The 24,541-nt window shown below is 66.6% G+C and carries 22 protein-coding genes and 1 pseudogene; 11 read left to right on the top strand and 12 right to left on the bottom strand.

Annotated features, from left to right (window positions below; all coding sequences use genetic code 11):
- Positions 1-61: 61 nt before the first annotated feature.
- Positions 62-1,042: a hypothetical protein gene (locus tag U4Y88_RS04230; RefSeq protein ID WP_321782461.1), complete on the top strand. Its 981-nt coding sequence runs from the start codon at positions 62-64 to the stop codon at positions 1,040-1,042.
- Between the two features lie 70 nt (positions 1,043-1,112).
- Here U4Y88_RS04230 and U4Y88_RS04225 read toward each other — a convergent pair whose 3' ends face one another.
- A complete protein-coding gene (locus U4Y88_RS04225) occupies positions 1,113-1,874 on the bottom strand; it encodes an SH3 domain-containing protein (protein ID WP_321782459.1) in 762 nt (253 codons plus the stop codon).
- Positions 1,875-2,156: 282 nt separating this feature from the next.
- Here U4Y88_RS04225 and U4Y88_RS04220 point away from each other — a divergent pair, with 282 nt between their 5' ends.
- On the top strand, positions 2,157-3,479 hold the full coding sequence (locus tag U4Y88_RS04220; RefSeq protein ID WP_224012279.1) for a TIGR00366 family protein: 1,323 nt from the start codon (positions 2,157-2,159) through the stop codon (positions 3,477-3,479).
- Positions 3,480-3,602: 123 nt separating this feature from the next.
- Here the strand turns inward: U4Y88_RS04220 and U4Y88_RS04215 are convergent, their stop codons facing one another.
- Together U4Y88_RS04215 and U4Y88_RS04210 are read right to left on the bottom strand one after the other, a co-directional pair.
- Positions 3,603-3,980 carry a DUF488 domain-containing protein gene (locus tag U4Y88_RS04215; RefSeq protein ID WP_321782961.1) on the bottom strand — a complete coding sequence of 126 codons (378 nt, stop codon included), beginning with the start codon at positions 3,978-3,980 and terminating at the stop codon, positions 3,603-3,605.
- Between the two features lie 96 nt (positions 3,981-4,076).
- Positions 4,077-4,679 (bottom strand): annotated as a pseudogene (locus U4Y88_RS04210) (uracil-DNA glycosylase family protein); the annotation flags it as partial.
- A 180-nt stretch (positions 4,680-4,859) separates the two neighbouring features.
- On the opposite strand from U4Y88_RS04210, the gene U4Y88_RS04205 reads away from it, so the two are divergent.
- The 5 genes from U4Y88_RS04205 (at position 4,860) to dld (ending at position 11,967) form a co-directional block, all read left to right on the top strand.
- Positions 4,860-5,909, top strand: coding sequence for a patatin-like phospholipase family protein (locus U4Y88_RS04205; RefSeq protein ID WP_224012278.1), 1,050 nt, complete (start codon positions 4,860-4,862; stop codon positions 5,907-5,909).
- Positions 5,906-7,396, top strand: coding sequence for a GntP family permease (locus tag U4Y88_RS04200; protein WP_321782457.1), 1,491 nt, complete (start codon positions 5,906-5,908; stop codon positions 7,394-7,396). Before U4Y88_RS04205 ends, U4Y88_RS04200 begins: the two co-directional genes overlap by 4 nt.
- 161 nt (positions 7,397-7,557) lie before the next feature.
- The gene (hpnR, locus tag U4Y88_RS04195) at positions 7,558-9,102 is read left to right on the top strand and encodes a hopanoid C-3 methylase HpnR (RefSeq protein ID WP_321782455.1); all 1,545 of its coding nucleotides are present in this window, start codon (positions 7,558-7,560) and stop codon (positions 9,100-9,102) included.
- Positions 9,103-9,180: 78 nt separating this feature from the next.
- Positions 9,181-10,071: a LysR family transcriptional regulator gene (locus U4Y88_RS04190; RefSeq protein WP_321782453.1), complete on the top strand. Its 891-nt coding sequence runs from the start codon at positions 9,181-9,183 to the stop codon at positions 10,069-10,071.
- Between the two features lie 147 nt (positions 10,072-10,218).
- A complete protein-coding gene (gene dld, locus U4Y88_RS04185) occupies positions 10,219-11,967 on the top strand; it encodes a D-lactate dehydrogenase (RefSeq protein WP_321782451.1) in 1,749 nt (582 codons plus the stop codon).
- A 50-nt stretch (positions 11,968-12,017) separates the two neighbouring features.
- Here dld and U4Y88_RS04180 read toward each other — a convergent pair whose 3' ends face one another.
- The 5 genes from U4Y88_RS04180 to U4Y88_RS04160 form a co-directional block, all read right to left on the bottom strand.
- Positions 12,018-12,779, bottom strand: a complete 762-nt coding sequence (locus U4Y88_RS04180; protein ID WP_321782450.1) for a DUF4410 domain-containing protein — start codon at positions 12,777-12,779, stop codon at positions 12,018-12,020.
- Between the two features lie 247 nt (positions 12,780-13,026).
- Positions 13,027-14,394 carry an ATP-binding protein gene (locus U4Y88_RS04175; RefSeq protein ID WP_224012272.1) on the bottom strand — a complete coding sequence of 456 codons (1,368 nt, stop codon included), beginning with the start codon at positions 14,392-14,394 and terminating at the stop codon, positions 13,027-13,029.
- Between the two features lie 10 nt (positions 14,395-14,404).
- Positions 14,405-15,118 carry a response regulator gene (locus U4Y88_RS04170; RefSeq protein ID WP_224012271.1) on the bottom strand — a complete coding sequence of 238 codons (714 nt, stop codon included), beginning with the start codon at positions 15,116-15,118 and terminating at the stop codon, positions 14,405-14,407.
- 37 nt (positions 15,119-15,155) lie between these two features.
- Positions 15,156-15,476 carry an EF-hand domain-containing protein gene (locus tag U4Y88_RS04165; protein WP_224012270.1) on the bottom strand — a complete coding sequence of 107 codons (321 nt, stop codon included), beginning with the start codon at positions 15,474-15,476 and terminating at the stop codon, positions 15,156-15,158.
- A 91-nt stretch (positions 15,477-15,567) separates the two neighbouring features.
- The gene (locus U4Y88_RS04160; RefSeq protein ID WP_321782448.1) at positions 15,568-16,587 is read right to left on the bottom strand and encodes a hypothetical protein; all 1,020 of its coding nucleotides are present in this window, start codon (positions 16,585-16,587) and stop codon (positions 15,568-15,570) included.
- A 389-nt stretch (positions 16,588-16,976) separates the two neighbouring features.
- Between U4Y88_RS04160 and U4Y88_RS04155 the strand changes: the two genes are divergently transcribed.
- Genes U4Y88_RS04155 through U4Y88_RS04145 form a run of 3 tightly spaced genes read left to right on the top strand, consistent with a single transcriptional unit; the run spans position 16,977 to position 18,783 of the window.
- Positions 16,977-17,885 carry a sterol desaturase family protein gene (locus tag U4Y88_RS04155; RefSeq protein WP_321782446.1) on the top strand — a complete coding sequence of 303 codons (909 nt, stop codon included), beginning with the start codon at positions 16,977-16,979 and terminating at the stop codon, positions 17,883-17,885.
- A 23-nt stretch (positions 17,886-17,908) separates the two neighbouring features.
- The gene (locus U4Y88_RS04150; RefSeq protein ID WP_321782444.1) at positions 17,909-18,088 is read left to right on the top strand and encodes a hypothetical protein; all 180 of its coding nucleotides are present in this window, start codon (positions 17,909-17,911) and stop codon (positions 18,086-18,088) included.
- On the top strand, positions 18,073-18,783 hold the full coding sequence (locus tag U4Y88_RS04145) for an SDR family NAD(P)-dependent oxidoreductase (RefSeq protein ID WP_321782442.1): 711 nt from the start codon (positions 18,073-18,075) through the stop codon (positions 18,781-18,783). Before U4Y88_RS04150 ends, U4Y88_RS04145 begins: the two co-directional genes overlap by 16 nt.
- 55 nt (positions 18,784-18,838) lie before the next feature.
- Here U4Y88_RS04145 and U4Y88_RS04140 read toward each other — a convergent pair whose 3' ends face one another.
- The 4 genes from U4Y88_RS04140 to U4Y88_RS04125 all read right to left on the bottom strand — a co-directional run bounded on the left by U4Y88_RS04140 (position 18,839) and on the right by U4Y88_RS04125 (position 23,962).
- Entirely contained in the window at positions 18,839-19,201 is a 363-nt protein-coding gene (locus U4Y88_RS04140; protein WP_224012266.1) for a hypothetical protein, read from the bottom strand.
- A gap of 109 nt (positions 19,202-19,310) precedes the next feature.
- Positions 19,311-20,855 carry a PepSY domain-containing protein gene (locus U4Y88_RS04135; RefSeq protein WP_321782440.1) on the bottom strand — a complete coding sequence of 515 codons (1,545 nt, stop codon included), beginning with the start codon at positions 20,853-20,855 and terminating at the stop codon, positions 19,311-19,313.
- Positions 20,856-20,890: 35 nt separating this feature from the next.
- Positions 20,891-23,296, bottom strand: coding sequence for a TonB-dependent receptor (locus U4Y88_RS04130; protein ID WP_321782438.1), 2,406 nt, complete (start codon positions 23,294-23,296; stop codon positions 20,891-20,893).
- Between the two features lie 303 nt (positions 23,297-23,599).
- Entirely contained in the window at positions 23,600-23,962 is a 363-nt protein-coding gene (locus tag U4Y88_RS04125) for a DUF2946 domain-containing protein (RefSeq protein ID WP_321782437.1), read from the bottom strand.
- Between the two features lie 310 nt (positions 23,963-24,272).
- Between U4Y88_RS04125 and U4Y88_RS04120 the strand changes: the two genes are divergently transcribed.
- Positions 24,273-24,539 carry a hypothetical protein gene (locus U4Y88_RS04120; RefSeq protein ID WP_321782436.1) on the top strand — a complete coding sequence of 89 codons (267 nt, stop codon included), beginning with the start codon at positions 24,273-24,275 and terminating at the stop codon, positions 24,537-24,539.
- The last annotated feature ends 2 nt before the right edge of the window (positions 24,540-24,541 follow it).

The following is a 24,541-nucleotide window of genomic DNA, read 5'->3' as shown; positions in this document are numbered from 1 at the left end:
TCCCGTGAAAAGGCGACGCCTGCTGCGCGTCGGCTGTCACTGCTACGGGGTCGTGTACGTCATGAAGCAAGCCTGGGGTTTCGCGGTTGCTGCCGCGGTGTTGTCGTTGTCGTCCAGGTGTGCTTTCGCCCAGGAATTCACGCTGTTCGCCGGTCCGCTCGTGAGCGGTTCCGATCATTCGTATTCATGGGAAATGAATTACATGGAAGGCTTCGGCACCTATTTCGCCGGCAGCGTTTCATGGCTCAATGAAGGCCATATTCCGGGCCATCACCGCGATGGACAGAGCATTCAGGCATGGGCGCGCCTGCCGCTCGACAATCGGCGCTTCGTGTTCGCGCTGGGCGCGGGACCGTATCGCTATTTCGATACCGAAGCCGCCAAACAGGGGCTCGGCTATTCGAACACGCACGGCTGGGGCGCGGTCTATAGCGCGCGGGCCACGTGGTATGCGAGCAATCGCTGGACCGCGAATCTGCAACTGAATCGCGTGAGCGTCACGCGCGGGCCGTCCACCACGGCGCTGATGCTCGGCATCGGTTATCAACTCGATGCGCCGGATACGCCGGGGCCGCGCGACTTTGCGCTGCCGCGCACGCACAACGTGACGAACAACGAAATCACGCTGATGGCGGGCGAGACCATCCTCAACAGTCTGGAATCGGAGACGTCCGCCGCCGAATCGATCGAATACCGGCGCGGCATCACGCACTGGCTCGACGGCTCGATTGGTTATCTGCACGAGGGCAGCGGGCTGACCGCGCGGCGCGACGGCGCGACCGTGCAACTCTGGCTTACACGCGCCTTTCTTGATGATTGCCTTACGCTTGGCTTCGGCGCGGGCCTGTATGCCGCGATTCATCACGGCGACGCCGAGGATCAGCGCGATACCGGCGACGGCATTCTTTCGGGACTCGTTTCGGTATCGGCGTCGTATCGGTTTTCCGATCACTGGGACGCGCGCGTGACGTGGAATCGCGTGGTCACGCGTTATAGCCGCGATACCGATGTGATCCTGGGTGGCATCGGGTATCGCTTCTGAAGCGGTTGGGTTGGCGCCTGGTTCGTCGGTTGGGTGCGGGCGCAATCATTGGCCGCGCACCCGGCCGCGATCAACCGCCTGGACGTCCGCCGCCGCCACCACCACCTCCGCCTCCACCTCCACCTCCACCTCCACCACCTCCAGGCGGGCGATTGCCGCCGCCACCGCCGCCGCCACCTCCACCTCCACCAGGCGGTCTCCCGCCACCCCCGCCTTGTCCTTGCGGACGGCCACCCGCGTTGCCCGGCGGCCGAGCGTTATTGCCGGGAGGCCGCGCGTTGTTGCCCGGCGGGCGTGCGCCGCTGTTATTGGGCGGCCGATGACCCTGTCCGTGCCCTTGACCGGGACGATTACCCTGGCCGCCAGGCGGACGCCCGCCCTGCGAGGGCGGACGGATCGCGGGCGGCGGTCCCGGGCGCACGCCCGGATGCCGGTTCCAGCGCGCCTGATTGCCGTACCACGGACGGTCGCGGTAATGGCTGCCCCAATACGCGCCGAGTGTGAACGTGACGATCGGCAGGCCGATGGTCGCGCCGTAATTCATCACCGGCACGCGCGCGCCTTGCCATGGGTAGGAGAGATAGCCGCCGTAGACCCAGCCGCGCAGGCCGGGCAGGCTCACATCGCACCAGCTGAAGCCGGAGACGCAGCCCATCACCGCGACCGAAACGCCGCCCGGCACCTGCGCCACGAGGGGGTAATCGCCGGCGGGGCCGGCGTAGAGATTGACGGTCGTGCTCGTGAACGCCTGGGACTGTGCGAATGCCGGCGCGGGCGCCGCAACGACCGCGGCGAATCCGGCGAACATCGCACCGACGAGCTGCTTGCGCATCGCTGCTCCTTGGTGGTTGGAACTGCCCGATAACTTTATTGCGATATAACACGAACGTTAGCAGATAAGCCATTTAGGGCGCGGTTGCGCGTATTACGAGGTATTTCGGCGACTTGTATGCACGCGCACCGATTTTCGGGGCACGGCAGCGCGCGGGCGAGCCGCACGCGTTGGCGTGGCTTGTGCAAGAATCGCGGCTCGGCACGCCGCAGGAAGCAGGCGCACCAAGTCGCAGCAGAAGCGGCAGCCGGATTCAAATCAGAAAGACGAGGAGCAGACCAGGTGATTCAACGCATTGCCAATTTCTTTACCGGCGTAGTCCATCGATTTTTGCCGGACCCGCTTATCTTCGCGATCCTGTTGACGGTCGTGACCTTCGTGCTGGCGTTCTCGCTGACGCCGCAACCGCCCGCACAGCTCGTGCTGATGTGGGGCTCGGGCTTCTGGAATCTGCTCGCCTTCTCGATGCAGATGGTGCTGATACTCGTGACCGGCCACGCGCTCGCCAGCTCGGCGCCGGTCAAGCGCCTGCTGGTCGCGCTCGCCGGCTGCGCGCGCACGCCGGGCCAGGGCGTGATGCTGGTGGCCTTCGTGGGCGCGGTTGCGTGCGCGATCAACTGGGGCTTCGGCCTCGTGCTCGGCGCGATGTTCTCGCGCGAAGTCGCGCGCCGCGTGCGCGGCACCGACTACCGGCTGCTGGTCGCGGCCGCGTACATGGGCTTTCTGACGTGGCACGGCGGCCTCTCGGGCTCGGTGCCGCTGGTGGCGGCCACGAAGGGCAATCCGATGGAAAAGACCATCGGCCTGATCCCGGTTTCGCAGACCATTTTCACGGGTTACAACGCGTTCATCACGATTGCGCTGATCGTGCTGCTGCCGATTCTCGTGCGCCTGATGATGCCGAAGCCCGAGGACGTCGTCTCGGTCGATCCCGCGCTCCTCGAAGATCCGCCCACGGTCGAGCGCAAGCTCGGGCCCGACGCGACCTTCGCCGAGCGCATCGAGGAAAGCCGCTCGCTCTCGCTGCTGGTCGCGGCGCTGTGCGTGGTGTTCCTGGGCGTCCGCTTCCATGAGAAGGGGTTCGCGCTCGATATCGACACCGTGAATCTGGTGTTCCTCGCTGCCGGCCTCGTGCTGCACAAAACGCCGATGGCCTATGCGCGCGCGGTGGCGGGCGCGGCGAAGGGCGCGTCGGGCATCATGATCCAGTTCCCGTTCTATGCGGGCATTCAGGCGCTGATGGACCATTCGGGCCTTGCGGGCGTGATCACGAAATGGTTCGTCGATATCGCCAACGTGCACACGTTCCCGCTGCTCGCGTTCCTGAGTTCGGCGGTGATCAACTTCGCGGTGCCGTCGGGCGGCGGCCACTGGGTCGTGCAGGGCCCGTTCGTGATGCCGGCGGCCCAGGCGCTGGGCGCGGACCTCGGCAAGTCGGCGATGGCAATTGCTTACGGCGAGGCGTGGACCAACATGGCACAGCCGTTCTGGGCGCTGCCCGCGCTGGCGATCGCCGGGCTCGGCGTGCGCGACATCATGGGTTACTGCGTGACCACGCTGCTGTTCTCGGGCGTCGTGTTCGTCGCGGGGATGTATCTGTTCTGATCTGTTCTGAAGTGTATTGAGGTGGTTTGAAGTGTCCGGCCGCGCTGTCTCGCGGACAGTCTGGACACTTCGCGGACACTTCGTACAGTCCAACGCAACGCCCGGCCCGCGCGCCGGGCGTTGTCATGTGTGGCGGCGATGTTTCGTCAGAAAATCGCGCAGCACGGCGGCGTGATTGTGTTCCTCGTCGTGCGAACCGTAGAGCAGCACGATGGGCTGCTGCGCGCTGGCGTCGGCGAGCGGCTGCCAGGCCGCGCGGTTGGCGTCGAGTTCGGCGTGATAGCGGCGGCGGAATTCGGCCCAGTGCGCCGCATCGTTGCCGCTGGCGTGGAACCACTGACGCAGCGCCGTGCTCGGCGCGACGTCTTTTGCCCAGGTCACGCCGGCGAGTGCTTCCTTGCGGATGCCGCGCGGCCACAGCCGGTCGACGAGGAAGCAGGCGCGGCCGTCGTCGGGCAGCGGCGCGTAGACGCGCTGGATGGCGATTGGCGCTTCGGTCATGTTTCGGGTCTCCTTGTGAGGCGCCTGGTGGAGCATGACGCCGCGCGCGCGTCGGCGCGTGGGCGGTTCGGGCGATGCCTCCGCCGCCGCCTCGAACAACGCGGCGACGCGCTCGCGCAACTCGGGCAGCACGTCGCGCTCGAACCACGGATGATGCTTGAACCACGCCTGATTGCGCGGCGACGGATGCGGCAGCGGCACGCAATCCGGCCCGTACTCGCGCCAGGCCTCCACCGTTTCGGTCAGCGACGCCTTGCGCCGTGTACCCAGCATGTAACGCTGCGCGTACTGTCCGACCAGCAACGTGAGGCGCACCTGCGGCAGCAGCGCGAGCAGGCGGTCGTGCCAGAGCGCGGCGCACTCGGGGCGCGGCGGGTTATCGCCGCTCGCGCCGCGGCCCGGATAGCAGAATCCCATCGGCACGATGGCGACGCGCGCGTCGTCGTAAAACACGTCCTTGCCGATGCCGAGCCACGCGCGCAGGCGCTCGCCGCTCGCGTCGTCCCACGGAATGCCCGAAGCGTGGACTTTCGCGCCCGGCGCCTGGCCGACGATCAGGAGGCGCGAGGTCGCGCTGGCCTGCAACACCGGGCGCGGGCCGAGCGGCAGCGCGTCGCCGCAGACCCCGCAGGCGCGGATATCGGCAAGCAGGCGCGGAAGCGGGTGCGGAAGCGGGCGATGCGAGGCGGACGAAGTCACGATGACGGCAAACGAAGCGGCGGCCGGCACGGCCGCGCCGGGAAAGCACGAAAAATCCAGTCTACCAAAGCGATCGGATCCAGACGAAATGCCTATGAATTTGCGCAGTGCGGCATCCGCGCGAGGCGTTTCGCGCTTTTCCTGTAACCTCGCCAAGGGTCGCAGATCAAGGGAGCCCCGATGCCCGCCGAACGTGACACGCCATCCCGCACCGAACCGCTGCTCGTCGACCTCGCCCTGCAAGGCGGCGGCTCGCACGGCGCCTACACCTGGGGCGTGCTCGACCGCCTGCTCGAAGAACCGTGGCTGCGGATCGAAGGCATTTCCGGCACCTCGGCAGGGGCGATGAACGCCGCCGTGCTCGCGAGCGGCTTCGCGCACGACGGTGCGCCCGGCGCGCGCAAGGCGCTCGAATCGTTCTGGCGCCGGGTCGCCGACGCCGCGCGCTTCAGCCCGTTCCGGCGCGGCTTCGTCGACATGCTGCTGGGCCGCTGGACGCTCGATCATTCGCCCGTGTTCGTCGCGCTTGACATGATGGCGCGCGTGGCGTCGCCCTACGACCTCAATCCCGCGAGCTTCAATCCGCTGCGCAATATTCTCGCCGAGACCATCGATTTCGACGCGCTGCGCAACTCGCGCATCAAGCTTTTCACGACCGCCACGCGCGTGAGCAACGGCCAGGCACGCGTGTTCCGCAACGCCGATCTCACGCCCGACGCGCTGCTCGCCTCGGCCTGCCTGCCGACGCTGTTCCAGGCCGTCGAAATCGATGGCGAGGCGTACTGGGACGGCGGTTACGCAGGCAATCCGTCGATCACGCCGCTGATCCGCGAAACCGATTCGGTCGACACCATCCTCGTGCAGGTCAATCCCGTGGAGCGCGCGGGCACGCCGCGCTCGGCGCGCGAGATCATCAACCGGGTCAACGAGATCGCGTTCAACGCGCCGCTCATCAAGGAGCTGCGCATGATGGCGCTGCTGCACAAGGTCGCCGACGCGGGCAGCGAGGAAGGCCGCCGCTGGGCCACCATGCGGCTGCATCGCGTGCACAGCGACATGCTCGTAGCGCTTGGGTCGTCGTCGAAACTCAATGCGGAATGGTCCTTCATGACGATGCTGCGCGACGAAGGGCGGCGCAACGCCGACGCGTTCCTCGCCAGCGACGGCGCGCAACTGGGCGTGACCTCGACCTTCACGCTCGACGAACTCTTCGACGGAGAGCAGCCATGAGCGCGGGCGCGCTGGCGCTCGGCCTCGTCGGCATGCTCGCGAGCCTCGCGCTGCTCATCTGGCTCGCGTATCGCGGCTGGAGCGTGCTGCTGCTCGCGCCGCTCTGCGCGATGCTCGCCGCGTTGATCTCGGGCCAGCCGGTGCTCGCGCACTGGACGCAGACTTTCATGCTGAGCACGGGTCGCTTTCTCGCGCAGTTTTTTCCGCTGTTTCTGCTCGGCTCGCTGTTCGGCAAGCTGATGGAGGACAGCGGCTCGGTCGACGCCGTGGCGCAATTCATGATCGACAAGCTCGGCACGCGTCATGCGCTGGTGGCCGTGGTGCTCGGCGGCGCGCTCGTGACTTACGGCGGCGTGAGCCTGTTCGTGGCGTTCTTCGTGCTCGCGCCGATGGCGCAGGCGCTGTTCCGTTCCGCCGATATCCCGCGCCGCCTGATGCCCGCGACGATCATGCTCGGCACGGCGACGTTCACGATGTCGGCGCTGCCCGGCACGCCCGCGCTGCAAAACGCGATTCCGATGCCGTTCTTCGGCACGACGCCGTTCGCGGCGCCGGGGCTCGGCATCGTCGCGACCTGCGTGATGGCGGGCTTCGGCCTCTGGTGGCTCGGGCGCGCGGCCGCCGCGGCGAAGCGTAACGGCGAGGGCTTCGTCGAGCCGCACGACGGCGGCGCCGACGACGCCTCGCGCGGCAAGACCCCGCTCGTGCGCGAGCGCGCGAGCGTGGCGCAGACCTTCGATCCCGCCGAAATCGGCCCGAGCGCGGAGGCGTCGAGCGAGGTGCGAGCGACGCCCGCGTGGGTCGCGCTCGCGCCGCTCGTGGTGGTGGTCGCGACGAACTTCGTGATGAACATGCTGGTGTTTCCGCGCATCGATGCGAGCTATCTCGCCGAGCCGCGCTGGGGTTCTACGTCGCTGGTCGCGGTCGCGGGCGTGTGGGGCGTGTGCGTGGCGCTCGCGCTCGGCATCGTCGTGCTGGTGGCGCTCAACTGGCAGCGGCTGCCCGCGTTGCGCGAGAGCGTCGATGCGGGCGCGAACGCATCGGTGCTGCCGGTGCTGAGCGTGGGGAGCCTCGTCGGTTACGGCGCGGTGATCGCCGCGCTGCCCGCGTTCGAGGTCGTGCGCGACTGGGTGCTCGGCATCGGCGGCGGGCCGCTCGTCTCGCTCGCGGTGGCGACCAATCTGCTCGCGGGGCTGACCGGTTCGGCCTCGGGCGGCCTGACGATCGCGCTCGACGCGCTCGGCGACACCTATATGCAGCTCGCCGCGCAGCATCACATCGATCCCGCGCTGATGCATCGCGTGGCCGTGATGTCGTCGGGCACGCTCGACAGCCTGCCGCATAACGGCGCGGTGGTCACGCTGCTGGCTGTCTGCGGCTCGACGCATCGCGAGAGCTATCGCGACCTCGTGGTGGTGAGCATCGTCGGTGCGTTGATCGCGCTGGCCGTGGTGATCGTGTTGGGCTCGCTGTTCGGCAGCTTCTGATTGCGCGGCGGCCTGCCGATGCAGCAACGATGAGGAGGCGGCACCCCTGAAAGCGTGCTCGCGCGAAGGCGCGTAGACTCGCACGTGGCAGTGCCAGGCGAACCGCATCGAAGCATCGAGCAACAGGCGCGCGCACGATGCGCGCCGTGCAAGGAGGCGTCATGAGATTGCTTGCCGTCCACCCGAGCGGGCTGATGTATACGCGCGTGTTTTTGCGCCTCGAACCGCTGGGTCTCGAATCGGTCGCCGGCACCGCGCGCGATGCGGGCCACGAGGTGCAACTGCTCGATCTCCAGGTGGAAACCCACCGCGACCTCATGCGCCGCGTGCGCAACTGGCGGCCCGAGGCGCTGTGCTTCTCGGGCAATTATCTGGCGAATATCCCCGAAATCGTCGATCTCGCGAAGGCCGTGAAGGCCGCGTTGCCGTCGTGCTTCGTGTTCGTCGGCGGCCATAGCGTCTCGTTCACGGCGCACGATCTGCTGCGCCACGCGGACGGCGCGATCGACTGCATCCTGCGCGGCGAGGGCGAAGCGTCGATCAACGATCTGCTTGCCGTGGTCGCGCAAGGCGGTGATCTGCTGGGCGTGGCGGGCGTCGTCACGCGCGATGGTTCCGGTCCGCCGCCGCGTTTCGTCGAGCATCTCGATCCGGTGCGGCCCGCGCGCGATCTGCTGCGGCATCGGCGTAAATACTTCATCGGCACGCTCGATCCGTGCGCGTCGATCGAGTTCGCGCGCGGCTGTCCGTGGGACTGCACGTTCTGCAGCGCATGGACCTTCTACGGACGCAGCTATCGCACGCGCAGCCCCGAAGTCGTGGTGGAAGAACTCGCGGCGCTGCGCGAGCCGGGCGTCTTTATCGTCGACGACGTGGCCTTCGTGCACGCCGAACACGGCATGGCGATCGCCGATGCGATTCGCCAGCGCGGCATCAAGAAGCGCTATTACCTGGAGACGCGCGGCGACGTGCTGCTGCGCAACAAGGACGTGTTTCGCGCGTGGGAAGCGCTCGGTCTCAAGTACATGTTTCTCGGCCTCGAAGCGATCGACGAGGAAGGGCTCAAGGCGTTTCGCAAACGCATCAGCCTCGACCGTAACTTCGAAGCGCTGGAGTTCGCGCGTTCGCTCGGTATCACCGTGGCCGTCAATCTGATCGCCGATCCCGACTGGGATCACGACCGCTTCGAGACCATTCGCCAGTGGTGCCTCGACATTCCCGAAATCGTGAATATCAGCGTGAATACGCCGTATCCGGGCACCGAAAACTGGCAGCAGGAATCGCGGCAGCTCACGAGTCTCGACTATCGTCTCTACGATATTCAGCACGCCGTGGTGCCGACGCGTCTACCGCTGCCCGAGTTCTACGCGGAACTGGTGCGCACGCAGCAGGTGCTCAATCGCAAGCATCTGGGCTGGACCGCGTTGCGCGGCGCGGCGGGGCAGGCCGCGCATCTGCTCGTGCGCGGTCAGACCAATTTCGTGCGCATGCTCTGGAAGTTCAATTCCGTGTTCGATCCGCGCCTGCAACTCGCCGATCACGAACGCGAGGTGAAATACGAAATGACGCCGCCGCCCGGCATGAACGGCACGGCGCGCGTCGATATGAAAACCGTCTACATTCACGGCCCGACCGGACGCAGGGGCCGCAAGATCGACGACGCCACCGAGCAGTTCGTCGACCAGACGCGCATGGGCACCGGCTGAGGCATCCGCCATTTGGCGTAATGGACGCGCGCGCCGATCTGATCCACACTGCGCGGATCGGATCTAGACGAAAAAGATATGGAACTGCGTCAGCTACGCTATTTTCTCGCGGTCGCCGAGCATCTGCACTTCAGCGAGGCCGCGAACGCGCTCGGCATCGCCCAGCCGCCGTTGAGCCAGCAAATCCTCAAGCTGGAAAAGGAGCTCGGCACGCGGCTGTTTATTCGCCATTCGCGGCGCGTGGAATTGACCGAAGCAGGGCGGCTGTTTCGCGTGCGCGCGCAACGGATCGTCGAAGACGCGGACCTCGCGCTCGCCGAGGCGCAGAACGCCGGGCGCGGCGAAAGCGGGCGGCTGATCCTGGGATTCGCGGGTTCGACGGTGTTTCATCCGCTGGTGGCGACGGTGTTGCAGCGCTTTCGCAGCGCGTGGCCCGGCGTGACGATCGGCTGCGAAGAAAGCAATAGTTCCGTGCTGCTCGAACGCGTGAACGACGCGAAAGTGGACGCGGCTTTTGTGCGCCTGCCGCTCGACTGCCGCGGCCTCGCCACGCAGACGCTGGTCGAAGAAGACGTGCTCGCCGTGCTGCCGCCGCGCCACCGTTACGCGCGCCGCCGCAGCATCGATCTGGCCGATCTTGCGGGCGATCCGCTCATTCTGTTTCCACGTCCCATCGGCCCCGATCTCTACGATTCGATCATCAGCGCATGTCACGCGGCGGGCTTCAATCCGGTCATCAGCATGGAGTCCCCGCAGATTTCGTCGACCGTGAACATGGCGGCGGCGGGCTTCGGTGTCACGCTGATTCCGTCTTCGATGCGGCAGATCCAGGCGAAGGGCGTGACCTATCACGCGCTCAAGGGCGGCTCGCTGCATACGACCATCGCGCTCGTCTATCGGCCGCGCGAGAAGGCGCCCACCGTGCAGAACTTCGTGCGCATCGTGCGCGAGGCGTCGCGCCAGGCCTGAGGCGGCGCAAGCCGATCTATATCTTTTTCGTCTTGATCGAGCGGGCTTCCGATATTGGACGGCGGTGGCGCGCGCCCTTATTCTTGCAAGCGTTGCGAAAGCCCCATGTCGAGTATGTTTTCGCCCTTCGATCCAGGAGTTTTTCGCATGTCCACCGTTTCTCCGTCCCCGGTCTCGTCCCGCGCGCCGCGCGCAGCAGGCCGTCCCGCGCTGATCGCCGCACTGCAATCGCTCGTTGGCCGCGACGCTGTGCTGACCGGCGACGAAGCCACGCGCCGCTATCGCACGGGATTCCGCTTCGGCCAGGGCAAGGTGGCGGCGGTGGTGCGGCCCGGTTCGCTCGTCGAGCAATGGCAGGTGCTGCAAGCCTGCGTGGCCGCGAATGCGATCGTGATTTCGCAGGCATCGAATACCGGCTTGACGGGCGGCTCGACGCCCGACGGCGACGACTACGATCGCGATGTCGTGATCGTCAGCATGACGCGTATGCGCAAGGTTTATGTGATCGACGGCGGCAAGCAGGTCGTTTGCCTGCCTGGCTCGACGCTCGATCAACTCGAACAGACGCTCAAGCCGCTTGGCCGCGAGCCGCATTCGGTGATCGGGTCGTCGTGCATCGGCGCTTCGGTGATGGGCGGCGTTTGCAACAACTCGGGCGGCTCGCTGGTGCGGCGCGGTCCCGCGTACACGGAAATGAGCGTGTATGCGCAGGTGGACGCGCAAGGCAGGCTGAGCCTCGTGAACCATCTGGGTATCGCGCTGGGCGACACGCCGGAGCAGATCCTCGCGCGTCTCGATCGCGGCGACCTGCCCGAAGCCGATATTCGCCACGACGCAGGCGCGGCCTCGGACCGCCATTACGCCGAACACGTGCGCGACGTGAACGCCGATACGCCCGCGCGCTATAACGCCGATCCGCTGCGCTTGCATGAAGCGTCGGGATCGGCGGGCAAGGTCATGGTGTTCGCGGTGCGCCTCGACACTTTCCCTATCGAGACGGGCGCGAAGGTGTTTTATATCGGCACCAATGCAACGTCCGAACTGACCGATGTGCGCCGTTATCTGCTCACGGAATTGTCGAATCTGCCGATTGCGGGCGAGTATCTGCATCGAGACGCTTTCGATATCGCCGAGCGTTACGGCAAAGATATGTTCCTCATGATCCAGCATCTCGGCACGCAGCGCTTGCCGGGGCTGTTCGCGTTCAAGAGCCGTTGCGATGCGTTCTTCGAGCGGCTCGGCTTTCTGCCCGCGCATTTCACCGACCGCGTGATGCAGGCGCTGAGCCACCTGTTTCCGAGCCATCTGCCCGCGCGCCTCAAGGACTATCGCCAGCGTTACGAGCATCATTTGATGCTGAAGGTATCGGCCGATACCGTCGATGAAACGCGCGCGTATTTGCAGCGCTATTTCGCGGACATGAGCGGCGATTTCTTCGAATGCACCGATGAAGAAGGCAGCAAGGCGTTTCTGCATCGTTTTGCGGCGGCGGGCGCGGCCGTGCGTTATCGCGCGGTGCATGGCGATGAGGTCGAGGATATCGTCGCGCTCGATATCGCCTTGCGCCGTAACGATCGCGACTGGTTCGAGACATTGCCCCCGAACGTCGAGAAGCCCATCGCCATCAAGCTGTATTACGGGCATTTTCTCTGCCACGTGTTCCATCAGGACTATATCGTGCGCAAGGGCAACGATTGCCTCGCGCTCGAACATGAGATGTGGAAACTGCTCGACAAACGCGGCGCTGAATATCCGGCGGAGCACAACGTCGGGCATCTTTATCACGCGAAGCCCGCGCTCAAGGCGTTTTACGAAGCACTCGATCCGTGCAACTGCTTCAATCCCGGTATTGGGCAGACGTCGAAATTCGCGCATTATCGCGAGCAGGCTGAATAAGCCAAAACGGCGGCGCATCAAAGCGCCGCCGTTTTTTTCCACCGACGTGTTCAGCTTGCCTTGCTAACCGGCATCCACCCATTCTCCTGCGCGGCCTGACCCAGTTGCTTCGCGATCGAACGTGCAAGCTTGTCGGCGTCCGACGTCACGGTGTCGTGCCTGGTTTCCGACGCGCCGTGCAAGCCGCCGGCTGCTGCCGCCGAGACCGCCACATGGCCTGCCGCCGCGCCCACGCCCGCCGTTTCGGCGACGCCGGGCATATGGCCGCTGTCCGCCTTCGCTTCGAACGTCGCGAGCGCTTGCGGCGCGCCGTTGGCCGGCACGAACGAGAGCGCGATCGTGGCGCCCACTTCGCTCTTGCCCGCGCCCAGGCCGATCAACACGCGGCGGCGACGGCTGCCCGCGTCGATGGTGTCGATGCGGCCTTCCACGACGATCGCGTTGCGTCCGGCGGGCACCGGGCCATCGACGCGCACGGCGTTCAAGCCTTCTTTACGCAGTTCGGCGACGATTTCGTCAGCGAGTGCTTCGCGTGCTTCGAGCGCCGTCTGTTGCTGCGCTTGCGCCGACGATTCGCCGCTCGCCATCGACTTGAGCTTCTGCGCCATGCCGCCGTCGAGCTTCACGAGATCGGGCGAAATCTCGAACGCCGAGACGTAGATCACATCCGCGTGGACTTGCGGCAGCGGCCCCGCTGCCTGCAATGCCGTAGCCGCCGAGGCGCAGCCCGAGGCGAACAGCGAGCCGGCGAGCAGCACGGCGCCCGCGAGGCGCTTGGTCTTGTTGACGAGGGAGATAAAGAGGGTGCTCATATCGATGTCCGTTGCCTGAGTGCTTCATTGCGTGAGAGGTCCGATACTCGCGAATTGATCAGGATGGCGAACTATCGGAAATACTTCGGGAAATGCTTCGGTAGCGCTGGCAGGGCATCGTGTTCCGCGCGCGGTGTGTCGCGTGTCTTGCGGTTCGATGCGTCCTTCAGCGCACAGGTGCAAGTATGGGCAAAGGCGCGTGCGGACGCCACGCGCAAATTATGTCGATCTATGTCACCCGCGAGGGTCAGCCGCGCACAGCGGGGAGGGGATTCGTCTGAGGGTTCAGCGGCAGCCGCACGACGGCTTCGAGGCCGCCGCCCGCGCGATCGTGAAAGGTTAGCGAACCGCCGTGCAGACGCGCGATGCGTTCGACGATGGCGAGCCCGAGGCCGGTGCCGCCCGAATGCGTACGGGCGTTGTCGCCCCGGCTGAACGGCAATTTGAGGCGTTCGAGATCGGCCGCGCGAATGCTGTTGCCGCGATCGCCGATCGTCACGCAGGCGTCGTTGCCATCGCGCCAGGTGCGCACGAGCAGACCCACGCGCCCATACACCACCGCGTTCTGCATCAGGTTCATCAGCACGCGCATGACGGCGACGGGGCGGAACGCGAACGGCGGCAACGCGCCTTCCTCGAAATCGAATTCGTGTCCGAGCCCCGTGAAATCGGCGACGAGCTGGCCCGCGAGCGCGTTGAGATCGCCCGTTTGCGGCGCCTCGCGCTCGCCGCTGCCCGCGTAGTCCATGAACTGCTGGAGGATCGTGTCGATATGGTCGAGATAGCCTTCGGACGACGCCACGAGGCTGTCGTTGGTGCCGCGCGGCAAGGCCATCGCAATCGCGAGCCGCAGTTTCGTGAGCGGCGTGCGGATGTCGTGCGAGACGCCCGCGAGCATCAGCGCGCGCGTGGCTTCCGCCTGCTTGAGCGCGTCGGTCATCTGATTGAAGGCGCGGCTGACTTCGGCGATTTCGGTGGGGCCGTCGGTCGGCAGCGGCGCGGGCGCGTCGCCGGCGCTCACGCGCCGCGCCGCGTCGGCGAGATCGGCGAGCGGCCGGTTCAGGTGCAACTGGATCAGCCAGCCCGTCAAGCCCGCGAGCAGCGCGAGGCCAATCGAGAGAATGACCGCCGTGGTAATGCCGCTCGCCTGCGCGTCGGCGGTCATCGGCAGCGCGATCCAGACCGGTTCGCCCGCCGCGTGCAGGCGTATCCAGAGGCGTTCTTCGTCCGTGGTTTCCCAGCGCACGGGCATGTCGGCGGGCAGATCGCGCGTGAGCGCGCGGATAAACACGTCGCGCTGCCACGTTTTGAAAAAGCGCAGCGGATTGATCGCCGGCATCGCCGTGCTTGCGGCGGGCGCGCTGCGATGCGCGTTCATGCGCGCGGCGGCCGCGCGGCCTTCGTCGGGCGGCATGGCGGCGAGCAGGCTGTCGAGCAGGCGCACGTAGTCCGCGAAAATGATCGACGCGCGCTCGATGCGCGGGCGCTGCACGAAGTGGAGCAGCGCGCTCAGCGAACACGCCTGCGTGAGTGCGACGAGCACCACCAGCAGCACGATGTTGCGTGAGAGCAGCGAGCGCGGCAGCCAGCGCCGACGTTGGACGGGAGCACGCATGCGCGGCGCGTCAGGTGTCGACGCCGGCCACCAGCATATAGCCGATGCCCCACACGGTCTTGATGAAGCGCGGCTTGGCGGGATCGTCCTCGACGATCTGGCGCAGCCGCAGGATCTGCACGTCGACGCTGCGGTCGAGCGCGTTGTGATCGCGTCCGCGGGCGCGCGCGAGCAGGTTTTCGCGGCTCACTGCGCGGTTCGGCGACGAGCCCAGCGCGTGTAGCAACAGCATCTGCGCCGAGTGAACTTCGATCGGCACGCCGTCGCGCATGAGCGTCTGCTGGCCCACGTCGAACGTGAAGTCGCCAAAACGCAGCCGCTGCGTGGTGACCGTGGGCTCGCCCGACGCCATCTTCTGGCGGCGCAGCAGCGCCTTCACGCGCGCAACGAGTTCGTCGGGCAGAAAGGGTTTGGCGAGATAGTCGTCGGCGCCCGTTTCGAGGCCGATGACCTTGTCGGCGGCGTCGCCTTTCGCGGTGAGCATCAGGATCGGCAAGGTGTGGCCTTCGGCGCGCAGACGCCGGCAGACGCTCAGGCCGTCTTCCGGCTCCATCATCAGGTCGAGCACGAGCAGGTCGTAGGGCTCGCGTTGCAGCAGGCGGTCGAGGCGCTTGCCGTCGGCGACGGCGCGCACCTCGAAGCCATGTCCGCTCAGGAAGCGCTGCAGCATGTTGCGCAGCTCGGCTTCGTCGTCGAGCACGATGATCCGGTTTGCCTGCTCCATCGGCCGCCTCCGGCGGGGGTAGAGATTGTGGGGCGCGTCAGCGGACCGCTGCCGCGCGTTCGCGCATGAAATCCTCGATCTGCGCGAGCGTGACGTAGCCGTTGTGCTGCGCGTCGATTTCGTCGAAGTGCTGTGCGACCATCGGCATGCCGCTTTGCGCCTGGGCGCGCGTGAGCTTGCCGTCGCCGCTCGTGTTCGCGTGGGCGAAACGCGTGGGCAACTGCGCCATCGCGCGTTCGAGCCGTCCGTTGTTGGTCGCGCCCGGCGGCGTGGCCGTTGCTTGCGCGAGGGCCGTGGCCGGCACGCTGACCGCTGCTGAAACGATACACAAAACCAGGGCGGCAATCATCTTCTTCATGCTGAACTCCGTGAGGTAGCCGACGCGGCGCGCCGGCGAGGTTGAAACGCGGTGTGGGGAAATCGATTGAAAACGTCGGCGGATTAAGGACTTAAGCCCAGTGCGCGGGCACCCAGACGCCGCGGGCCCAATGTGCGGGGACCCAGATGGCGGCGCGCGGCGCGGGCGCGACGTAGACCGGACGCGGCGCGATATAGACCGCGCGCGGCAACGGACGCGCCACGTAGACGACTTTGGGCGGCGGCGGCGCGACGTACACGACCTTCGGTGCGGGCGGCGCGACGTAGACGGTTTTCGGCGGCGGCGGCGCGACATAGACGGTCTTCGGCGCGGGTGCCGGAGCGGGCGCGACGTAGACGGTGGCGCCCGGCGGCGGCGGGGGCGGCGGCGTCACGACGACCGGCGCGGGCACGACGACAGGAACCGGCGCGGGTGCGGGGACCACGGCCACCGTTGCGCCGACCGCCACCGTGCTGCCATGCACGACTGTCGTGCCGCCCGTGCTCACCGTGCCGCCGTGGACGACCGTGCTGCCGCCCGAGGTGGTCACGACGCCGGGCGCGACGCGTGTGGCGCTGCCCGAGTGCGTGACGCTGTCGCCGTTCGAGCCGGTCGCCGTGCCCGAACGCGAGCAGGTGTTGCCCGCGCAGCTCGTCGAGGCGTTGTGGCTCACGCTGTTGCCGTTCGCGGCCGTGACGGTCCCCGTCGACGAATACTGGCCCGGCGCCGTGCGCGTCACGCTGCCCGAGGTCGAGGCGCTGCGGCCGTCCTCGCCGGTCATCGAGCCGGTGTGCGAGCAGGTGCCGCCCGCGCAGCTCGTGTCGCCCGAGTGCTGGACCGACCGGCCGTTCGGGCCGACCGCCGTGCCGCTGTTCGAGAACTGGCCCGGCGCGGTGCGCGTGACCGTGCCCGTGTTGGTGGCGAGCCCGCCCCACGGACCGACCACGCCGCCTGCATGCGAGCAGCTGCCGCCGCCGCACGAGCCGGCGTGCGCGCCGCTGTAGGTGCCGTGCGGCGTGTAGGCGGTGCCGTGGCCGGACCAGCCCGCGAAGGCGGGGGCGCTGGCGAGGCCGATCAGCGTGGCGGCGACGGCGAGAGTGAGCTTGTTCATCGAGGTTCCTTGCGGTGCGGGTGGCGCGGTGGGCGGGGACGAATCCGCCGGTGGTGCCGGGGCTTCGTTGCAGCACGTTCGTGGCGTGTCAGCGGAACGAACTATAGGGCGGGGCCTCGCGCAAGTCGCGTTGAAAACCATGTCGCCGTGTTACATGGCGGACCCGCGCAGCGCCTGCGCGCCAGGTACGGCGGGCGCGGCCGGGCAGGGCGCGCGCCGCAGGAAAAGGGCCATGACATGCGGCGACATAATTCGCGCGTGGTGTTTCGCGCGGCGCGCCACTACAGTGCCGTTCATCCGACGCGCCCCGCGAAATCTTCTGCACCCGACGCGTCGCTTCTCAACCGCACTGCATCGCGCCCAACCGCGCAAAGAGGCCGTCGCCCATCATGCTTGCCACTGGAAAAATCGCGCTTTACGTCACACTGTTCATCGTCGCCGCGTCGATGATCGAAGCCGCCGTGCTCACGTTCAAACAACGTCAGCCGGGCGCCGAACGATTCGACTGGAGAGAAGTGGGGATCTCGCTCGCCGATCTCGTCGGACGCAAACTGTTCGCATTCCTGCCGATTTCGCTTTCGGCGCCGATCTTCCATTTCGCCTGGGAGCATCGCATCTTCACGCTCAGCATCGACAACGTCACGCTCGCGCTGTTCGTGTTCATCGGCCAGGAGTTCTGCTACTACTGGTATCACCGCGCCTCGCATCGCATCCGTTTCTTCTGGGCCACGCACGCGGTCCATCATTCGCCGAACCAGCTCACGCTCTCGTCCGCGTACCGGCTTGGCTGGACCGGCAAGCTCACGGGTCCGGCGATGTTCTTCGCGCCGCTCGTCTGGCTCGGCGTGCGCCCGGAAATCGTCTTTGCGATTCTCTCGTTCAACCTGCTCTATCAGTTCTGGCTGCATAACACGTGGATGCCCAAGCTCGGCTGGCTCGAGTACGTGTTCAATACGCCGTCCGCGCATCGCGTGCATCATGCGTCGAACGTCGATTACCTCGATGCGAATTACGGCGGCGTGCTGGTCGTGTTCGACCGGCTGTTCGGCACCTACGTGGCGGAGCGCGCCGAGGAGCCGTGCCGCTACGGCCTCGTAACGCCGACGCGTTCGCGCAATCCGCTGGTCGTCGAGTTCGAGCACTGGGCGAGCCTCGCGCGCGATATCGCCGCCGCGCCGGATTGCTGGACCGCCGTGCGTCACGTGTTTCTGCCGCCGGGCTGGCGCGCGAATGGCGAGGGCGAGACGACCGAGGATCTGCGCAAGCGCACGCTCGCGACGGTGCGCACGGATGCTTGAGCGTTCGAACGTCTGAGCGCCGCGTGAAGTTGTCGCCGCAAGCGCGCTCGGTTAACGTGTCGGCACGCGGCGGCGAGGCACGCCAGGCCGTCGAACGCCGCCGCATCAAACAGGCAGGCAACCGCCGCAAGGACGCATCGCTGAAGCAACCGCGCGCGTCCCGGCGCATCACTCGCAGGAAAGCACAATGGAAAATTCGATGAACGGAATGGCCGTGGCGATCACGGGCGGCTTCGGCAACCTCGGCATGGCGACGGCCGCGTATTTCGCGGCGCGCGGCGCACGCGTGGCGCTGATCGGACGAGGCGACGCGCCGCAAGGTTCGGCGTGGCCCGACACGCTGGCGAACGCCGTGCCGCTGGGTGGCGTCGATCTCGTCGATCCCGAGGCCGCGCGCAAGGGACTCGACGCGGCACATCAGACGCTTGGCGGTCTCGATGCGCTCGTGAACATCGCGGGCGCGTTCCGCTGGGAAACCATCGCGGACGGCGACGCCCGCACCTGGGACCTGATGTTCGATCTGAACGTGAAGACGGCGCTGAACGCGTCGAAGGCCGCGCTGCCGCATCTGCTCGCGCGCGGCGCGGGGCGCATCGTCAATATCGGTGCGGGCGCGGGGCTGAAGGCGGGGCTGGGGATGGGCGCCTACGCGGCGTCGAAGGCGGGCGTGGCGCGCCTGACCGAAGCGCTCGCCGAGGAACTCAAGGACAAGGGCGTGACGGTGAACGCGATCCTGCCGAGCATCATCGACACGCCGCAGAATCGCGCCGATATGCCCGATGCCGATTTCACGCGCTGGGTGCAGGCCGACGAGATCGCGGCCGTGATCGCGTTCCTGCTGTCTGCCGATGCGCGCGCCGTGACGGGCGCGTCGATTCCGGTGAACGGACGCGTCTGACGAAACAACTTACGCGCGCAATTACACGTGTGGCGGAGCGGGCTCGACGCGCGCGTCAATGGCCGTGACCGCCGCCGCCGTGCATCCCGCCGCCGCCTTGCCACGTTCCGCCGCCGCCGTGCCAGCCGCCACCACCGCCGTGGCCGCCATGCCAGCCGCCATGATAGCCGCCGTGCCAGCAGCATCCGCCGCCGCCCCAATACGCGATGCCGAAACTCGGGCCATAGTAATAGCCGGGCCAGTAACCGGGGTAGGAGCCATAACCATACGGATAGCCGTAGGGATAGGCATAACCGTATCCGGCGTCGTAGTAAGCGCCGCCGTAATAGCCCGGATAACCCGGCCAGGGCGCGACCGCGCAACCGGCCAGCGCCGCCGCGAGGCTCGCGATACACAGTGCAAAGATTAGCCGCAACACGTTGGTCTCCTTCGATACTGCTTGGAAACCGCCTGGCGGGGACGGGTTCAATCGCAATTGTGTCCACAGATTACCACCGCGCTGCGCCGCCTATCGCCGGAAATAATCGTCAGGAAGACGAAAGAGTCGTTCGTCTGCCGAAAGCGATTTTGTCGAGTAACCAGACGCCGAGCATCGTCGCGCCCATCAGCGGAAAGACGATGCCGAGTACGACGAGTCCGCCTTTCCAGGCGCGCATCGGCGGCGGAGCGCGTTCGCGCGAGGGCGCGCCGAGCGCGCGGGCGGGACGGCGCAGCCACCACATGACGAAGCCCGTCACCGCGAGCGCCGCGAGCCCGAGCGAAATCGCCGTGCAGATCAGTTGATTCGCGAGCCCGAAATAGCGGCCCATATGCAATGACGTGCCGTACGAAATCACCTGCGAGACCGCGCCGTAATCGGCGTAGCGAATATCCTTGAGCACCTTGCCGCTGTACTGGTCGATATAGACGGTACGCTCGCGCTGCGGGTCCGGCGGAAAGTACGAGACCGTGTAGACGCCGCTCGCGGTCGCGGGCAGCGCGATGTCGTAACCGCTCGGCACGCCGAGCGCGGCCATCTGCGCGACGACCTGATCGAGCGTCCAGTGTGCGGGCTTCGGCGTTGCCGAATGATCGGCGGAATGCGCCGACATATCCGCCGCCGATTTCGCCGCTTCCGGCGATTGCGGCACGGGCACCGCGCCGACCGCCCACGGCACGTTGGGCAGCGGCAGATCGTCCATCACCATGCCGGGCATCGAGGCCATGTCGTGGCCGGCGTGTCCCGCATGTTCGGCATGCTCCGCGCCCGGCAGCGTCGATTGCAGCGGCAGCCCGCCGCCCCACGCGCCGCGCGGCGCGCCCAGACTCACGCGCGTCGCGAGCGCCTTGAACTGCTTGCCCCACGAACCCGTCCACGGCAGGCCGCTGAGCACGAACGCCAGCGCGCCCGCCGCGAGCCAGAAACCGGTCGCCGCGTGCACGCTTTTCCAGAACGGCCGTCCCTTCGCGCCGAGGCGCGGCACCAGCGCCGAGCGCAGCGTCGCGCCCGGCGACACGGTGCGGCGCGGCCACCAGAGCGCGACACCGGTGCCGATCATCACGAGCGTCCAGCAGGCGGCGAGTTCCATCAGCAGTTCGCCCGGCTTGCCGATCAGCAGCTTGCGATGCAGCATGCGATCGACCTGCATGAAACGCCGGTCGACGTCGAGCGTGCCGAGCACCTCGCCGTTATAGGGATTCACGTAGACGCTTTCCTTCGTCGCGGGCGTGTCGCCGTGCGGCAGCGCGAACACGAACTCCGCGCTGCGCGCCGGATTGGCCTCGATATGCGCGCGGATCGGCTGCGCGTCGGGCGGCAGCGATGCCTGGGCGCGCGCGAGCAGCGCGTCGGCGGGCAGACGCGGCGTGGCCTGCGGCGCGACCACGAGCCGATGCGGATACAGCAGCGGCTCGATCTGCGGCTGAAAACAATAGATCGTGCCGGTGATGGCGAGCACGATCAGAAACGGCAACACGAATAAACCGGCGTAGAAGTGCCAGCGCCACAGCGTGCGGTAGCCGGGATGAACGGTGCCGGACGTGCGCGTGCTGCGCGCGTCGGGGCGGTCGGAAGCGGGCATTGTCGTCGACATCGAATGCTCCTGGTGGGTGTGCTGCGAATGGAGGCTCACAGGCCGATCTTCGCTTCGGCGTAGAACGTGCGGCCGGGATACGGGTGATAGACGTAGTAGCGGGCGTCGAACAGGTTGTCGATGCCCACGCCGATTTCGGTTTTCTTCGTCGGACGGAACGTGAATTTCACGTCGGCGACCGTGTAGCTGCTGGTGCCGCCGAACACGTTCGGATTCGTGTCGGTATTCGTGAGCGTGTTGTACTGACGCCCCGAATAACGTGCGGCGAGCGTGAGCGCCATGCGCGCATCGAATCGATACGTCGCGACGGCATTCACGCGCCACAGCGGAATGCGATAGAAGTACTTGCCGACGCTCGCCGGGTTCTGCGCATTGGCGAGAATTTTCGACTGCGTATAAGCCACATTCGCCGAAAAATCGAGGCCGTGCAGCAGCACGTCCTGACCTTGATAGCTCGTCTCCACGCCGCGCGAACGCACCTTGCCGATGTTCTGGAAATTCGTCACGTTCGGAATGACGGTGGTGTCGGTCTGACTGAAGATCGTGTTTTTCACGTCGTCCTGAAACAGCGTGAAGCGGAACAGGCCGTTCCAGTGCGCCCATTCGGCGCTGAGTTCTTTCGAGAGATCGTCTTCGGGACGCAGGTTCGGATTGTTATTGACGATCGATGAGCCGTTAATCTGCCCCTGGAACAATTCGCCGACGGTCGGGAAGCGATACGCCCGCGCGATCGAGGCGCGCAGCGTGAGGTCGTCGGTGAGGTCGAACGAGAGCGAGGCCTTCGGCGAGAAGTGCTGGTCGCTCACGCCCGCATACGGCACGCGCACGCTGCCGAGCGCCTGGTAGCCGTCGTAGGCCTGCCAGTCTTCGTAGCGCACGCCGTAGACCAGTTTCCAGCGCGGCAGAAAACGCCACGCGTCCTGTGCGTAGAGCGCCTGCGTTTGCGTCTTGCCCGCGAACGCGTTGGCGAAACTGCCCGCGCCGCCGTCGCGCCAGGCGAGCGTGTTGTAGGTCTCGTTGTCGACGTGAAAATTGTCGTAGTGATAGCCGAAGATCAGCCAGTGGGCGGCGAGCCCCGCGTCGGGCCGCGCGGGCGTCCACGTTGCCTTGAGGTCGAGTGTTTTCCAGCCGGTGCCGTCGCCGAGCGTCATCGTGCCGGGACCGTTGCCGGTGCCGCCGCTGCTGGCCGTGCGCGCGACGCTGTTGCTTACGTCGTAGTACGAAGCAATTGCTTCCGCGTTCCAGCCGGTTGCCTGGTGCGTGCGCAGCGACGCGCCGTAGAGCCAGTTCTCGCTCCAGCCGCGGCTGGGCGCGAGCGCGGAGGCCGGAATCGTGTACTCGTAGCCGCCGATGTTGACCTTGCCGCTGTAGACGGGATTGCCGTTGTCGTCGTAAAGGAAGGTCGAAGTCTGGCTGTTGTAGGTCTGATGCCAGTAGCCGAGCGTCACGCCGCCTTGCACGGTCGGCGTGAAATCGTACTGCATGCGCAGCTTGAACTGGTCCTGCACGGTGTGCTCGATGCCTTCGCCGTTCACGCCGAGCACGGCCGTGCGCGTGTTGGTCTGGTTGTTGTAGAAGTACGCGCCGTGCACCGGTGTGTCGCTGGCTGTGGCGGGCGTGCTCGACTGCGCGAGCGTCGCGAACTGCAAGGGCTGGCTCGTGTTCTCCAGATGATTCACGCCCAGCAGATACGAGAACTTGCCGATGCGGTCGCCGATCGACGCGCTCATTTCGCTGCCGTTGAAATTCTGGTTCACGCCGTAGAGGCTGAAGTGCTGCGTGAACGCTTTCACATCGGCGGTCGCTTCGAACTTCGTCGGCATGCGCGTGGTGATGAGCACGGTTGCGCCGAGCGAATTGCCCGGATAAAGCGCCGAATACGGCCCGTAGATCACATCGACCTGCTGGATCTGGTCGGGAAACACCATCGACCAGCGCGGCGGGAACGTGTAGCTGTTGCCGAGCAGATTCGAGAGCAGCAGGCCGTCCGCGTAAACGAGTCCGCGCGCACTCTGCGCGTTGCTCGTGCCGCGCACCGCGATGATCGAATTAAGGTCGCCGACGAAGCGCTTGCGCACGGCGAGATTCGGCAGGTACTTGAGGACGTCTTCCGTATTCACGACGTTCCAGTTGTTGAACTGTTCGGGCGTGACGGTCTCGACCGTGGCGGGCAGGTTCGGATCGACGGCGCGCGTGGGCGCCGCGTTCGATGCGTTGTTCGACGCGCTCACGCTGACCGTGGGCAGCGTGGTGACGTCGGTGTTGGATGCGCTATCGGCGGCTGCTTGCGCAGCTTCTTGTGGCGTGGTTTGTTCGGCGTGCGCGGCCGGTGCGAACGGTGCGATCAGCGAAAGCGGCAAGATCGGCCAATGCTGCAACAGGCCGAGACGGACACGGGCGCGCAGGCGCAACCGCGCGCCGCGCGAAACGGGCGTGGACATGAAAGAGACTTCCCCGGAAACGATGGACGTGCGACTGCACGCACGCGCGGTGCGATTTGCGGCGATTGCCGCGATAGTCGCGATTACGTGCGGGTCGCGTCTCGACGCGTTCTCATCGTGGCTGTCGACGCGTGGCGCGACAGCGAGCCTGTGCAGGCGCGGTTCGCCTATGCGTCATCGCAGAGGATTCTGCGTGATGACGATGCGAGCGAACGCGCGCGAACACGCGCTAGCGGGCGCGAGCGCCAAAGCCAACGAGAGAGCGTAAAGAAAGCGCGGACGTGCAGCCGGTGACGGCAGCGATCAGGCGAGCGAGGGTGGGGCGCGCGGGCGGCCCGAGGGGAAGGCGCCGAACGGCGTGTGACGCGTGGAAAGCGTGGCGACGAGGGCGTCGGCGACGATGAAACCGAGCGTGAGCGCGGGCACCGCGACGGACGGCATCGCTACATGATGCTCGAGCAGATTGCAGTAGCCGCAGGCGCCGAATGCGTCGTCGTGCGAAAGATGCGGCGCCGTTGCGGGTTGCATCGCGGAGCACAGCGCGGCATCGGGCTGATGGGCCTGATGCGCGGCAACCAGCTGACTCACGAGCGGCGCGAGCACGATGAGCCACATGGCGACGAGGCCAAGCCATGCGGTCAGCAGTGCGTGCTTGCGTAGTTTCATGATGGAGTGAGCGATTGCGCGCGCAGTCTACCATGCGTCGGCGCGTTTGCGCACGCGATCCGGCACGCTGAACGCCGTCATAAAGCACGCCATATCTGGCGCGTGTTGCGACCCTCGTTGCAGTCTTTGCCGACTTGAATGCGGGTGCGTTTCGAATCTGTCCTATGGTCCGCGCGCGCGTGCTGCGCGAAGATCGTTGATGTACTCACGAATGCCATGCCGCGTTGCGCGGCCATCGATCATGCCTGTCTTTTCCCTGCGTCCCGCGCCGAGTTTGCGCTGGGTGGCCCGCACGTCGGAACCGTGCGGTGTGCCAACGATTTCGCGCGCCGACGCGTGCGTATCCGGCGAAACGCCCGCGCCGGAAAACGGCACACGCGTCGCCGCGTGCGGTCTCGCGTTGCCCGCGAGTTTCGCGCTGCGTCTGGAGGCGCGTCAGCACGTCAAGCCGCGCGGGGCGCAGTCGTGTCCGCTCGACACGAGCGCGCTGCGCCAGTGGTGCGTGCGCCTGCAAGGCGGCGGGTGTCCCCGCGAAGCGGACGCGCAGGCGCCGGCCTTTCTGCGCAGCGCCGGCTAGGC

It is taken from the genome of Paraburkholderia sp. J94, from assembly GCF_905220285.1.
GTDB lineage: Bacteria > Pseudomonadota > Gammaproteobacteria > Burkholderiales > Burkholderiaceae > Paraburkholderia > Paraburkholderia tropica_A.
Note: the sequence above shows the minus strand (reverse complement) of the source record. Positions and strands in the feature narration are given on the sequence as shown.